Source organism: Pseudomonas sp. Cab53, from assembly GCF_018325965.1.
Classification (GTDB): Bacteria; Pseudomonadota; Gammaproteobacteria; order Pseudomonadales; family Pseudomonadaceae; genus Aquipseudomonas; species Aquipseudomonas chlororaphis_E.
The window spans coordinates 2,058,851-2,072,044 of record NZ_AP021902.1; the positions used below are offsets into that span (position 1 = coordinate 2,058,851).

Annotated in this window: 9 protein-coding genes, 1 tRNA gene and 1 pseudogene; 5 read left to right on the forward strand and 6 right to left on the reverse strand. The window is 57.2% G+C overall.

Annotation, left to right across the window (positions count from 1 at the left end; genetic code table 11):
* Positions 1–64: 64 nt before the first annotated feature.
* From KI241_RS09000 to ilvD, 4 genes are all read right to left on the reverse strand, one after another.
* Positions 65–1,342 carry an FAD-dependent oxidoreductase gene (locus tag KI241_RS09000; protein ID WP_123578644.1) on the reverse strand — a complete coding sequence of 426 codons (1,278 nt, stop codon included), beginning with the start codon at positions 1,340–1,342 and terminating at the stop codon, positions 65–67.
* 96 nt (positions 1,343–1,438) lie between these two features.
* Positions 1,439–1,921, reverse strand: a complete 483-nt coding sequence (locus KI241_RS09005) for a DUF126 domain-containing protein (protein WP_123578645.1) — start codon at positions 1,919–1,921, stop codon at positions 1,439–1,441.
* A complete protein-coding gene (locus KI241_RS09010) occupies positions 1,918–3,201 on the reverse strand; it encodes an aconitase X catalytic domain-containing protein (protein ID WP_123578646.1) in 1,284 nt (427 codons plus the stop codon). The genes KI241_RS09005 and KI241_RS09010 overlap by 4 nt, the downstream gene beginning before the upstream one ends.
* Positions 3,201–4,910, reverse strand: a complete 1,710-nt coding sequence (gene ilvD / locus KI241_RS09015) for a dihydroxy-acid dehydratase (protein WP_123578647.1) — start codon at positions 4,908–4,910, stop codon at positions 3,201–3,203. Before ilvD ends, KI241_RS09010 begins: the two co-directional genes overlap by 1 nt.
* Positions 4,911–5,034: 124 nt before the next feature.
* Here ilvD and KI241_RS09020 point away from each other — a divergent pair, with 124 nt between their 5' ends.
* Positions 5,035–5,976 (forward strand): LysR family transcriptional regulator, encoded by a 942-nt coding sequence (locus KI241_RS09020; protein WP_123578648.1) that lies wholly within the window; start codon positions 5,035–5,037, stop codon positions 5,974–5,976.
* Between the two features lie 22 nt (positions 5,977–5,998).
* On the opposite strand, the pseudogene KI241_RS09025 reads toward KI241_RS09020, so the two are convergent.
* A pseudogene (locus tag KI241_RS09025) lies at positions 5,999–7,281 on the reverse strand (FAD-binding oxidoreductase).
* A gap of 183 nt (positions 7,282–7,464) precedes the next feature.
* Here KI241_RS09025 and KI241_RS09030 point away from each other — a divergent pair.
* From KI241_RS09030 to KI241_RS09040, 3 genes are all read left to right on the forward strand, one after another.
* Positions 7,465–7,541, forward strand: a tRNA-Val gene (locus KI241_RS09030).
* A gap of 291 nt (positions 7,542–7,832) precedes the next feature.
* A complete protein-coding gene (locus tag KI241_RS09035) occupies positions 7,833–8,075 on the forward strand; it encodes a hypothetical protein (protein ID WP_047737331.1) in 243 nt (80 codons plus the stop codon).
* A 99-nt stretch (positions 8,076–8,174) separates the two neighbouring features.
* Positions 8,175–8,795, forward strand: coding sequence for a hypothetical protein (locus KI241_RS09040; protein WP_244868268.1), 621 nt, complete (start codon positions 8,175–8,177; stop codon positions 8,793–8,795).
* A gap of 610 nt (positions 8,796–9,405) precedes the next feature.
* Here KI241_RS09040 and KI241_RS09045 read toward each other — a convergent pair.
* On the reverse strand, positions 9,406–11,304 hold the full coding sequence (locus KI241_RS09045) for an acyltransferase family protein (protein ID WP_212803586.1): 1,899 nt from the start codon (positions 11,302–11,304) through the stop codon (positions 9,406–9,408).
* Between the two features lie 488 nt (positions 11,305–11,792).
* Here KI241_RS09045 and KI241_RS09050 point away from each other — a divergent pair, with 488 nt between their 5' ends.
* Positions 11,793–13,169 carry a D-glucuronyl C5-epimerase family protein gene (locus tag KI241_RS09050; protein WP_212803587.1) on the forward strand — a complete coding sequence of 459 codons (1,377 nt, stop codon included), beginning with the start codon at positions 11,793–11,795 and terminating at the stop codon, positions 13,167–13,169.
* Positions 13,170–13,194: the final 25 nt, after the last annotated feature.

A 13,194-nucleotide genomic window follows, 5' to 3' on the forward strand; every position in this document is an offset into this window, starting at 1 on the left:
TTCTTATTGTTGTTGGAGTGGCGCCCGCGTTTGCACGACGGTCGCATCGAACCGCTTGAAAAAGCTATTCCAGGTTGAACGCAAGTCGCTCACGCAACGCGTGGGCGGGTATATCGGCCAGCCGGCCGCCGGGGCCCGCAAGGTCCAGCGCATGAGCGGCCGCGGCGCCCATCGCGATACACGGTCCCATCACGCGCACACTCGACAGCGCGGCCGCGTCGGCGTCGATGCAGCGGCCGGCGACCACCAGATTGTCGCTGCCCTCGGGGAGCATACTGCGCAGCGGCACGCTGTGGATGTGATCGTCGCCGAAGGGTTCCCATTGATAACCGCTGGTATTGCCGTGCAATTCCACCGGCCAGGAGGTGCGAGCCACTGCGTCCGGGAACATCGTGGCGGCCCGTACTTCATCGGCCGTCAGGTGATGCAGCCCGACAATCCAGCGCGTCTGGCGAATGCCTGGCAGTGCATACGAGCGCACTCTGGCCTTGCCATAGGCCTCGGGGTATTCCGCCTTGAGGAACTCGATCACCTGTTCCACCTGTTGGCGACCGGCGATGGCGACGTGGGACGCGGCAATCGGGTCCAACGGGGTTTCGATGTGAGTCATGTTGAACGCCGCCGTACCCCGGCCGGGAAACTGGAAGAACAAGCCATCATCGCGCTCGATACCGTAGTGCCTGGCTGCTTGTTTGACCCGTTCGGTGAACTGCGCGCGGGTAGGCAGGTGTGCTTCATTAATGTGTTCCAGCACGAACATTTGAGTGCCGTAGATTGGTGTATCCGGTTCGCGGCAGGCAAACCCGGCATTCCAGACCAGCGCAGCATCGCCACTGGCATCGATAAACCCGTCGGCCGCCACGCGTACGTCGCCATAGCGGGTGGCCAACTCCACTTCCTGGACCCGCGGGCCTTCGCGTACGACATCCCGCAATACCGCGCCGAGCACCACGGTGATACCGGCGTCGAGCACCTTTTGTCCCATCCAACGGCCCAGGGCGACTTCGTCGTAGTAGACCACGGTGGTCAGCGGACCAATGGCCTGGTGCAGGTCGCCCGAGGCACCCAGGTCACGCAGGATGCCGTCGGCGATGCCGTGGGTCAGCAATTGACGGTTCGGGCCATTGGAGAACAAGCCGCAGAAGGTGCCGATGATCGAGCCGACCGCCTGGCCGCCCAGCATCGGCAGGGCGTCGAACAGCACCACGCGCTTGCCGAGGGCGGCGGCTTCAAGGGCGGCGGAAATGCCGGAGATGCCGGCGCCGGCGATGCAGACGTCGGCCTGCAGGCGTTGAACGGTGGGGGCGCTGGTGCGACGCACCGTGCGAATAACATGAGCCATGACATTACCTTTGGGGTGACAAAAGGGCGGCCGAGCCCGAAACCGTTGGCCAGAGGCCTCGGTGGTGGTTGTTTCGGCAAACAAAATAGTTGTGGGCTACGACGGGTCTGGCGGTCGCGTCGTCCTGTCCAGTGGTTGCTCTATGGGTTGGGCTGGGCGGGGTTGTTGCGGGGTCACTTCGACGATCCCGGCGTCGGCATCGACGCGCACCCAATCTCCGGTGCGGATCCGGCCCAGCGGATCCTCGGTGAAGTCGGTCATGGCGGGTGCGTGCACGACGACAACCCCCAGGCCTATTTTCGCGGTCATTTCATTGAACAGCATGGCGCCGGGCGCGACACCGGCGAGGCGCGCGATATGAAACTGCGAGGACCAGCCGGACGACCCCTTGGCACCGGGAAACACCAGGACCTTGCCCGCAAAACTGATGCCCTTGAGTTCGTGACGTGTTTCGATGACGGTGCCACTGCGCGGGTCGATGCCGCCCCAGCCGGAGATGCGCTCATGGGTCACCAACGCTTCGCCTTCGAAGCAGCCGCCGACCACTTTGCGGCCTTTGATCGTAAAGGGTGTGCTCATTGCAAACCTCCTTGCCAGCGGCCTTCGATGGCCGCCTCGACGCAGTCGGCGGTGGTGCCGAACCACGCCTGGATACCCATGATCGCGGGCAGGTAATGGGCCTGTTTGGCCGAGTCCACGGCCGCTACCCGGGTGCCCTTGGGAATCACCCTGCCAATCGCGGAGCAGGTGTCTGTCATCACGTGCCCACCCGCCTGTTCGATGATGCGCGTATAACCGGCGACGTCGGCCAGGTGCTTGATCGATGCGGCGGTGAACAGCCAGAGTTCGGTATTGGGACTCAGGCGTTGGCCTTCGAGCAGTTGGCAGACTTCCCAGATCTGTTCGAGGCTGTAGTGCGGACAGCCAAGCATGACGAAGTCGACCTGCGCATCTCGCGCGGTGACGTTGACTTGTTCGTAGGCCCAGCGCCGTTCGGCTTCACCGAAGCTCAGGATCGTCGAAGGCCGGGATCCGCCGAATGCCTGCTCGCGGGTGCGGGCTTCGGGGGTGACACCCACCAGGTGGTACATCTCCACGCCGCCGCTGGAGGCCGCCGCAGCGCCGAAGTGCTTGAGACGAGCCAAGTTGGGTTGGTGCGTCACGCCTTCGATGACCGGGATGCGATCCTGCACCTGTTCACCCACCCAGTAGCCGAGCAGCCCCCAGTCGGCTGTGGTCGTCACATCGGTCTGCAGATGGATCAGGTGGCTACCGCGACGGTTTTCATCGAGGTGCAGGCCCCAATGGGGGATCTTGCCGGTCAGCATCGCCGCGCCGGTGCTTTCCCGGCCTTCGGCGTTGGTACGCGCGCCAAGTACCGAGTTGATGTAGATGACGGCGGAGGATTCCATCCAGGCGCAGTGTTCGCCTTTCACTGGCACGTTTCCTACCTGGTAGGGCGTGCACGTGTTCAAGGGCTGAACGCCCAGGCTGCTGCTGTAGGCCTGGCCTGTCTCGTAGATACGCACCACGTCTTCGCTGACGCCCTGGCGTTCGGCGTGGTGCGGGTCGATGCCCTGTTGCAGGTGGCTGCTGGGCACCTTGACCCTAGGGATCTTGACCACTTCGGCGCTGTCGAGATTGAACTCGCTGAACACGGCGTCCATGCCGCCTTCGCGCTCGGCGTAATGACGCAGGAACGGCGTCGTGGCGCCGATGGTCCCGGCCACGTTGCGGGTGTTCACCAGGTATCGCGCGCCCAGGGCTTCGCCATAGCGCACGAGCAGGTCCATGGCCTTCTGCACCGCCGGGCCTTGATCGCCGGCGAGCATGGCTTTTTCGTCGTCGAGCAATCTCATCACTGCGGTTCCCGCTGGTCGGTGCGGTCGAGCGGCTTGATCAATACGGCACCGTGCTCCATGGCCGAGACGCTGTTGCGATAGATATCCAGCCAGCCTCCGCCGAACTGCGGTGCCCGAGGCTGCCAGCGGGCCCGGCGGGCCTCCATTTCAGTGTCGCTGATGGCGGCATTCAGGGTGTGGAGGTCCAGGTCGATGTCGATGATGTCTCCGTTTTCAATCAACGCCAGCGGGCCCCCGACAGCGGCTTCTGGCGCCACTTCAGCCACCACCAGGCCTTTGCAGACCAACCCCGAGAGATGACCGTCGGTCAGCATCGCGACATGATCGCCAAGGCCGGCGCCGTCGATGGCGAACACCACCCTTGAGGCGCCACCGCCCATGGCCGGGCCGCCGCGCACGCCCGCACCGCGCATGACCACCACATGGCCGGGTTGTATGCGCCCATCCTGCAAGGCCTCGATAGCATCGGCGGAGCGCTCGAAGCAGATCGCGGGGCCTTTGAAGCGGCGCATTTTGCCCGGGTCGATGCCATATTTGACGATGCCGGCCTGGGGCGCGATGTTGCCGCGCAGCATCACGATCGCCGGCCGGGTGGCGAAAGGGTTGTCCAGCGGACGGATCACTTCGGCGTCGTCGACGCTGACCCCTTCCAGGTTTTGCGCAAGCGTCTTGCCGGTGACAGTCAGCACATCGCCGTGCAACAGCGGCTGCAGGCGCTTGAGTAGCGCCCGCCCGCCACCTGCGGCTTCCATCTGCTCGATGCTGTGCTGACCTACCGGGCGCACGCCGACCAATACGGGTACTTGTTGACCCAGGTCCTTGAAAAGCTGATAGACATCCACCTCGATCCCGCCTTCGGCGGCCACTGCCTGCATGTGCTTGATGGTATTGACCGACCCTCCGGCGGCAAGCATGGTCGCCACCGCGTTGGCGAAGGCGCCCGGAGTGAGGATGTCGCGGGGCTTGAGGTCCTCTGCGACCATTTCCACGATGCGCTTGCCGGCCTGGTCCACGAAATCGAACATCTGCGGGCTGTTAGCGGCAATGGGCGCACTGCCGGGCAGGGACATGCCCAGGGCTTCACACACCAGATGCATGGAGTTGGCGGTGCCCATGCCCGAGCACACGCCTGGCCCCTTGATGGCATTGCGGGTCATGCCCACCAACTCTTCGACCGGGAGTTTGCCGGTGACTACGTGCATGGAACTGATGAACACGTCTTCAATGTCGACGTGCTGGCCTTGGTATTCGCCGCTGGGTTGATACCCGCAAATCACGATCAGCGTCGGAATATTCAGCCGGGCCGCGGCCATCAGTTGGCCCGGCACCGTTTTATCGCAGGAAGCCAGGCAAATCATGCCATCGAGCTGAGCACCTTCTACCGCCACTTCGATGTCGTTGGTGATGAGGTCGCGCGCGGCCAGCATGTAGGCGCCTCCAGCGCCGGCCCCGGTGATGAAGTCACTGGGCGCCGCGGTGCGGATCTCGAAGGGCAGGGCGCCGGCATCGCGTATCGATTGCTTGATCCTGGCGGCGATACCGTCCAGGTGACTGAAACAGATCGCCAGGTTCGACGAGGAATTGACGATCGCGATCTTGGTTTTCTCCAGCTCGCTTTCGTCAATGCCCAAGGCACGCCACTGGGCAGCGCGCACGGCCCATAAGTAAGACCCGTGGGGGAAATTGCTGCGCAGCTTCTTGGGCATGGTGAGCTCCGTTTATTGTTATAGGACTCGCAAATTGGTTAATCGCGTTAACGATCTTGTAACGAGTCTAGGCTTCACCCTAGAATCCGAAAACCTTATTTTGCTTATAGATAAAATCCAAAATATGGATATTAAAGATGTCGACCTCAACCTGCTGAAAGTCTTCGATGCGTTACGCAAGAAACAGAGCGTGACACTGGCCGGCGACCTCATGGGCCTCAGCCAGCCGGCCATGAGCTTCGCTTTGTCCAAGTTGCGAGCGTTGTTCGATGATCCGCTGTTCATCCGTACTTCCCGGGGCATGCAGCCTACCGCCAGGGCTTTGCAGATCGCTGAGCCCGTGCAACGGATCCTGGAGATGGTCAGCAGCGACGTGCTGCCATCCACCGGGTTTGTCGCCGAGCATTCCGAACGCCAGTTGGTGCTGTGTATGTCGGACATTGGTGAAATGGTGTTCCTGCCCCGATTGATGCGCATGCTCGACAGGAAGGCGCCGCAATTGCGGATTCGGACCCTGGCCTTGTCCTCCGAGCAGTTGGAAGAGGGATTGGACGCAGGCGAAGTGGACGCGGCGATCGGTTATTTCCCACGCTTGCTCAACACCTCGATCCGGCATCGGGCGCTGTACCGCCACTCCTTCGTGTGCATTGTACGCAGCGATCATCCGACGATCGGCGACAGCATGAGCGCCGAACAGTATCAGGCCGCTGTGCATGTCGCGGTCCAGGCGGAAGGGCGGGGCATGGACGTGCTGGATCGTGAGCTGGCAGCCCACGGTATTTCACGCCGGGTGCGTTTCAGCCTGCCACGCTTCATGGGGGTGCCTTTCCTGGTGGCGGAGTCCGACATGATCGCCACCGTTCCCCTGGCGGTAGGCCGGCGGTTCGCCGAAATCACCGACGTACGCCTGGTCCCGCTACCTTGGGACATCGGTGGTTATGAGATCCACCTGTATTGGCATACGCGTTTCCACCATGATCCGGCGAACCGGTGGTTGCGTCAGTCCTTCATTGAATTGCTCGGTGACTTCTTTCCTGCCGAACAGGCAGGCAACTCGATTTCCTGATGGCTGGTTATGAGCGTGAGCCTCAGAATCCGAGTCTATCCCGCAGCCCGTAATACCATGCACCCATCGCCGCAAACGGCGTACGCAGCAGTTGGCCGCCGGGGAACGGGTAGTGGGGCAGGTCGGCAAACGCATCAAAACGCTCAGCCTGACCACGCAGCGCCTCGGCCAGGACCTTGCCTGCCAGGTGCGTGTACGTCACGCCATGGCCACTGCAGCCCTGGGAATAGTAGATGTTGTCCCCCAGGCGCCCGACCTGAGGAAGACGTGACAACGTCAGTAGGAAGTTTCCGGTCCAGGCGTAGTCGATCTTCACCTGTTTGAGCTGAGGAAACGCCTTGAGCATCTTCGGTCGGATGATGGCCTCGATGTTCGCCGGGTCCCTGGCGCCGTACACCACGCCACCCCGAAGATCAGGCGCTTGTCGCCGGTCAGTCGGTAGTAGTCGAGCAGGTAATTGCAGTCCTCGACACAGTAATCCTGCGGCAACAGACTGTGGGCCAACTCGTCCCCCAGTGGCTCGGTCGCGATCACCTGGGTGCCGCACGGCATGGATTTGGCAGCCAGTTCCGGCACCAGGTTGCCCAGGTAAGCATTGCCGGCCACGATGATGAACTTGGCCCTGACCTTACCCTGAGGCGTATGCACGACGGGACTGGCGCCGCGCTCGATACGCACTGCAGGTGACTGCTCATGGATGACCCCGCCGAGCGACTCGACGGCCGCTGCTTCACCCAAGGCCAGGTTCAGTGGATGGATATGCCCGCCGCTCATGTCCAGCATGCCGCCAACATACTCCTCACAAGCCACCACCTCGCGAATGCGACGCTGGTCCAGCAACTCCAGCTGGGTATGCCCGAAACGCTCCCATAAGCGCTTCTGCGACTCCAGGTGGCCCATCTGCTTGGCGGTCAGGGCGGCAAACACGCCACCGTCCTTCAAATCGCACTGAATCTGATACTTGGCCACTCGTTCCCGAATGATCCGTCCGCCCTCGAACGCCATATTGCCCAGCAATTGCGCCTGTTGAGGGCCGACGCTGCGTTCGATCACATCGATGTCACGGCTATAACTGTTGACGATCTGCCCACCGTTGCGACCCGACGCACCGAAGCCCACCTTGGCCGCTTCAAGGATGGTGACCTTGAAGCCGTTTTCCAGCAGGAACAGCGCAGAGGACAGGCCGGTGTACCCCGCACCGATTACACACACATCCGTCTCGACCTCACCCTGCAGGGCTGGGCGCGACGGAGCCGGGTTGGCCGACGCAGCATAATAGGACGCTGGGTAGGATGTGTTCGCCATTCTGCAACCTCTGTTTTATATTTTTTACGAATGCGCCGATCCTACCCGAGATAAAAATCGGCCGCCAGCCACTGCAATATCTTCGTCGCGTGGGCGAAATTAAATATTTTGCATATTCATAGGGTTAGGTGAAAAAAAGGTGTTGACACCCCTTTGGAATTCCGTAGAATGCCGCCTCACAGCAGGCACGTAGCTCAGTTGGTTAGAGCACCACCTTGACATGGTGGGGGTCGTTGGTTCGAGTCCAATCGCGCCTACCAAACAAAATCCGCTCTGCTGGGCGGTCTAGAAGGGGTTACCGGAAACGGTAGCCCCTTTTTGCTTTCTGCCATTTGCAAAACTCTTGCAAAACCCCCACCTCAGAACGCCAATTCGGCGCCCACCTCGACGTACTCAATCGTCTTTTCCCCCATTCCCTTCCGGATATTGCTTGGTCATAGACGAACCACTTGTTCTTGTACGAAGCGTTAGGTGTATAACTGTTGGGGCAAACCCGCAAGAACTCAGGCAGGAGGCGCCGCTGCTAAGAGCAGGGGGGCAAACGGTTTACCATGTCCAATGACACCTTTCGATTCGAAGCACACCAGTCACTTTTAGAGCTGGACGCCGCCACAACCAAAATGATGATGCTGGTGGTTGCTGGCGAGGTCTCAGGTTGCCTTTGGAAGGAGGCCTTTTCTCGGGTTGGTTCCGCCTACACGGCTCTTGCGAGCGTCGTGGCTGGAGTTCAAATAGACCCGATGCCAGCTTTGGATGGCCGCTCGAGTGATGATCTGATCACCCCGGAAAAGTGAGAATGGATGGGGCGACATATTGAAAAAAGTCCCGTGATCCGTTTCCAGGCTGTCCGCTAGTAGTGGTAACGTCTGCGCCGCAATCCTTGAGACAGCCAGATGAATCATCGAAGACCCGCTAGCGTTACAGCAGCGCCTGCTGGCGTGCCGGGCACTGCCCACCCACCTATCTGGTATTACGGTCCTGAAATACCCATTATCGAAAGCAATGGCATGGGCGTTTTTGGCTTCTCTCTTGCGTTGCTTCTGCTTTTACCGGCCTATGGGCTTGTGACGTTCCTTTTCCCAGGGCCGGAGGTCATGCATGGGGTGCAGCCTGACCATGGTGAGAGCCTCACAGGGTCATCCTTTATTCTGTTAATGCTGGCCAGTGCAGTGCTCATCGGTGCGTTCTTTGCGTGGATTGTCCCTGCGTCTCAAGTGCGGGCTTTCACGTTTGACGAAAACCAGCAGATGTTGACCCTCACCATCACTCGTCGTGGCCTAAAAGCCACTGAAGTGCGCGTGCCATTTAGCCAAATCATTCATATCCGTCCTTGCGTGCTCGCAGCGTTTGATCACGATGGCTATTTTCTCGTCGCTTATCGGGGGGCGAAGGGTAGGGTTTTCGAATACCCGTTAGCGCACGGTACCTCGCTGGAAAATATTGAGTTTCATGGTGCGTGGTTACGTGGAATGTTAGGGGAGCGGATGTGCGAGTTGCTAAATCTCGACAAATGAAAGCAACCTAAAGCCAGCCTGACCTGGCGCACTATTGGTCGGCCCCATCAGGTATTCAGCTATGCGGTCCTCCTTGCCGGGCAAGGCCCGAGCGGTGGTGTGGAGGCGTTACGCAGCGTGTGCGTCGCGTTCTTCCTCCCAAAGGACGAAAGGCCAGTTGCCAGGGGATTTAAATAGCGTTGTCACAAGATCGATGGGGTTGCGAATGCCCGTTCAGGTGGTGGCTGTTTTCAAGATGGCCGGATGGCAATAAAGCTGTCTGTTGCCGAATGGGTTGGACTGGTATGGGAAAAGTAGTTTTGGCTCTTTTGTTGGTCACACTGGTAGCCTGCATGCCTTATCAAACAGTGACTTCGACCGATCCGAACTGGATGCGTCTTGGTGGAGATGAGCCTGAAGGCTACCCAAGGACGTTTGTCGAGAACCTGGGCGGTAATTGCGCTTTGGTTACCGAATCGTGGTCTGAGGGAAGAATCAACGGTCGTCTGCTGTGGACCAAGAAGCAGTCTCGAAAGGCTGTTACCTGCCCATAGGCGTCTTTGTAAAATCGCGCTTTCCAAACAAACACGGAGCCTGCTTTCACGCGTCAGGCTCCTGCCGAGGATGGCTTTCACCAAAGATTTTTCGTGTTCGCAAGGATATCGAAAGCTTTTGCAGAACCTACGTATGACAAGTGCCCTGAATCACGGTACATGGGCACTCCGTCTACAACGGTGCGGCAAACCGTGTCATCACACAGTGCATTGCTTAGACGAATGACCCGTATCGCGTATTTCGTTTCAATGGTATCGAGCAACGTAAGGACGCCGGCGTTGTATTCCCTGTAGTTCTTTAATGGGATGGTGCAGTCGTGTGCAGTTGTGCTGTTGGACAGCTGCTGCTGCATGCAGCTGATATTTTCATTGCCTACGGAGGGAGGTGGGCCAATGACGATGACTTCTTTGCCGATCCGCTTAAGCTCGCTGATGGTCCTGCCCAGGTCATTTTCAACTTGATCAAGGCTTGTAGGCACTATGCGAGTCGAACCCTTGTCTTGTTCGTCCCTTGTCAGCATTTTGTTGGTGGGCACGGTGTATTGCCAAAAAGAGGCGGCAAGGATGACCGTCTCAATGGTTTTGTCTGCTTTGATCGCAGAAAATACAGTGTCGTTAAATGCTATGCAGTAATTTGCTAGCTTCCCTGCATCTGCTCGTGCCGGGTTGTAAGGCGCAGTATCCAAGAAGGGAGGGCAAGCGCTGTAGGTCGCCTGTGCGATCCCTCCTTTTCTGTGGTTCTTAACTCCCTCGATGGTGTGCATGGCATAGGAATCGCCCCAGACTATATTGCGAGCCGGGGTGGAGGTTCGGCATTTTTCATCGTTCTTGAACAGATAGTTGTCGCAAGCTCTATCAAGGCCGTAATTGGGCCGTAACAAAGCGTCGAAATCTACTTGATTATTGTTGTGTCGGGTTGCGGTGTATTGGATTGATACCAGTACGGCCGCTCCGAGAGTTATCGTCCATGTCAGTCCGGCTTGAGGAATCAGGGACCGACGACTGGGTTGCTCAACGAAGATGTAAAGAACCCCCGCACATAACAGCGATACTAGAAACAAGGATATTTGACTAAACAGTGTAAGCTCATTAGGCAGTACCGCGTGTGCGAAAACAATGACCGGCCAATGCACTAGGTACAGGGAGTAGGAAATGTCGCCAAGCTTGACAAGTGGTTTGATAAAAATGGACGTATTGGCTATCGTGCTATTGGCCCAGATGATGAAGAGGGTCGAGAGGCATACAACAACTGCTGCCGGTCCTGGGTGGCCCCATTTAATTTCCATCGTGGGGATGATTAGAACTGCGAGGATGGCCAGTAAAAATACGGGGCGGGGAATCTTTATGTTGAATTTCTGGGCAGCCAGATAGCCGCCCGAGCCGATCAATAATTCCCAGCAACGAGTGGGCAGCAGGAAAAAAGTCGCTGAGGGATGGGTTTGTTTCAGGTACAGGCAGGCTAGGAGGCTGCCGATTAAGACAGTGATAACAATGCGCAACCAGAGGCGAGCGGGGCTGAGAATAAGAATAAGTGGAAAAATCAGGTAATACTGTTCCTCGACAGCCAGAGACCATAAGTGCAGCAATGGCTTGGTGGACGCATCGGCATCAAAATATCCAGTCTGATTCAATAGAACAAAATTGGTAGTGTAGGTCACCGCTCCTGCAACTTGAGAGAGCAGGTTCCTGTTTTCCATCGGTGTTAATAACAGATAGGCGCCGATGCAGGTGGCTAAAATTGTTACATAGACGGCCGGTACCAGGCGTTTGGCGCGCTTGTAATAAAATTCAGAAAGACGAAAGTCGCCACTGGCTATTTTGCTGGCGATGATTCCGGTAATCAAATATCCGGAAATGACAAAAAATATATCTACGCCTAGAAATCCAGCTTTTAAAGCGGTGAAACCCAGGTGGTCCATCACTACAAATGCAACGGCAAGCCCTCTGAGGGCTTGTATGTCGAGCCGAAAATTCATACGTCCTCTGTATCATTATCAAGCTGCTGTCCGGCAGCTATTTCTCATTCAAGGTTGCGGTCACGTGCGCTTAGCGTGCACGCTTTCGGGTTTTTCATCCTCCAGGCTGGATGGTGGGTTTGCACCTCGGGACTGAGCGTAGCAGCTGGAGGCAATGAGGCCAGTGTGGATGTTACCAATGGGAGAGTGCTGTAGGAGTCTTCGACAATTCATCGATTTTTTGGGGGGCGTTCTGGGGATTTTCACCGCTGTGCGTCGATTAAATTTCTTGTAAATGAGGGGTTTGGTCCTATCATCCGTTGAGCGGAATGCAGGGGGCGATTCGAGGCCCGCACTGCATACGAAAAATTGCAATGGGGGCTCAAGTAGGGTTGTCTGGAGCTCCGCGCTGGTTTCTGTTATGGCCGGCGTTGAGACGTCTGCGCCAAATCTTCCTGATGGACCAACTCTGTTCCGTCCGCGAGCTGGGGTCAGGCTGCGGGTGGTTAATGGGCGCACTGATGATCTTGCGTGGGATTTTTATAAGGCTGTACGTGACTATGCTAATAAACTCAAAAAAACTGCTGTTTCTTTTCTTCTGTTTGGCGATGTCCTGTGCTTCTGTACAAGCGCAGCAGTCAGATCTACTCAAGTTTTATGCAGAGGGCTCGCCCAATTATCCTTGGGCATTTGGAACCAGCAAGGAGTGTGATGCGACAGTGGGGATGTCCAGTCGGACAAAGAATTTCAGGTCCCCAAGCAAGCTGGCAATACGGGGTCTTGAGGCGGCACTGTCCGGTGACCTTGCCGGTGCTGTGGCGTGTGAAAAAAAGTTGAGAGTTTTTGAAAAGATGAGAGGTGGCGGTCTCTTTTATGCCTTTATGGATGATTACATAGATGCGTGGCCTTTCCAGCTCAGGGCGCCTTGGGTATCTGCTTTTACCCAAGGCATTGCGCTTGAGTTTTATATGGAAATGGCAAAAAAGACGGGAAACATCTACTACAAAAACAAGGCTGAAGCGATTTATTTGTCATACTCGATGCCCGTTGACAAAGGAGGTTTTGCCAGGACTGTTGGCAAGGATGTGTTGTTTGAAGAGTATCCGGTAAACGAACGGATTGCGGTGCTGAATGGTAATTTGATTGCAACCATTGCCTTGTATGATTATGCGCAGTTTTCTAAAAGCAAGGCACCCTTGCGACTGGCTACTCGATCAGTTGCCTGGCTTGAAAAAAATATCCAAAGCTATGTAATTCAACGCCCTGAATACCCCGGGCCGATTTCGGCGTACTCTCTGGCTCCTTCAAGGCTCGATGTGCTATTTAGATTTTATCTGACCCATGAAACGCTAGATGTTTTTTCTATAAAACTGGCTGCGAAGGATGTTTCGAGGAGCATTCTTCCCGGTACGCCTGGAGACCATGATATTACTCGGGATGCAAGTCTGATCGTGTCTGCGGACATGAATTGGTCCGAGCCGTACAAAGAGTCGAAACAGCCACGGACTGATTTCAGGAAAATAGTCGAAGCAGCAGGGGCGTTTAACCATGCACCCTTCAGGGTGGAGGTAAAGACAATCGAAGAGTTGAGCTCCTTGAAGCAAGGTGCTTCCCTTGAGGTGTCCTACAGGGCCCAGGGCAGTTCCGATGTACAAATTTCCGACGGGAAGACGTTCTACAAAATAGGCACGTTAGGCCCTACTCGTGGGGAGGTTGTGACGGTGGTATTCGAGCTTCCCGCAGCAGCTATTGCCAATCTCACGTTTCCCGTTGATTTGAAATACAACGTGTTGTATCTGGAGCACAACCAGAAGCTGCTGGAGATCGTCGCAGGCCTCTCTGAATCTGACGTGTTGAAAAAATATGCGACGTTACTAAAGCGGTAATCAGTAAATGATCCAGTCACTTGCA

Excerpts from the sequence above, each read along its gene's own strand:
- ilvD (WP_123578647.1), bottom strand. The coding sequence starts at position 4,910 with ATGCCCAAGAAGCTGCGCAGCAATTTCCCCCACGGGTCTTACTTATGG.
- KI241_RS09035 (WP_047737331.1), top strand. The coding sequence starts at position 7,833 with ATGTCCAATGACACCTTTCGATTCGAAGCACACCAGTCACTTTTAGAG.
- KI241_RS09000 (WP_123578644.1), bottom strand. The coding sequence starts at position 1,342 with ATGGCTCATGTTATTCGCACGGTGCGTCGCACCAGCGCCCCCACCGTT.
- KI241_RS09045 (WP_212803586.1), bottom strand. The coding sequence starts at position 11,304 with ATGAATTTTCGGCTCGACATACAAGCCCTCAGAGGGCTTGCCGTTGCA.
- KI241_RS09010 (WP_123578646.1), bottom strand. The coding sequence starts at position 3,201 with ATGAGATTGCTCGACGACGAAAAAGCCATGCTCGCCGGCGATCAAGGC.
- KI241_RS09020 (WP_123578648.1), top strand. The coding sequence starts at position 5,035 with ATGGATATTAAAGATGTCGACCTCAACCTGCTGAAAGTCTTCGATGCG.
- KI241_RS09005 (WP_123578645.1), bottom strand. The coding sequence starts at position 1,921 with ATGAGCACACCCTTTACGATCAAAGGCCGCAAAGTGGTCGGCGGCTGC.
- KI241_RS09040 (WP_244868268.1), top strand. The coding sequence starts at position 8,175 with ATGAATCATCGAAGACCCGCTAGCGTTACAGCAGCGCCTGCTGGCGTG.
- KI241_RS09050 (WP_212803587.1), top strand. The coding sequence starts at position 11,793 with ATGGGCGCACTGATGATCTTGCGTGGGATTTTTATAAGGCTGTACGTG.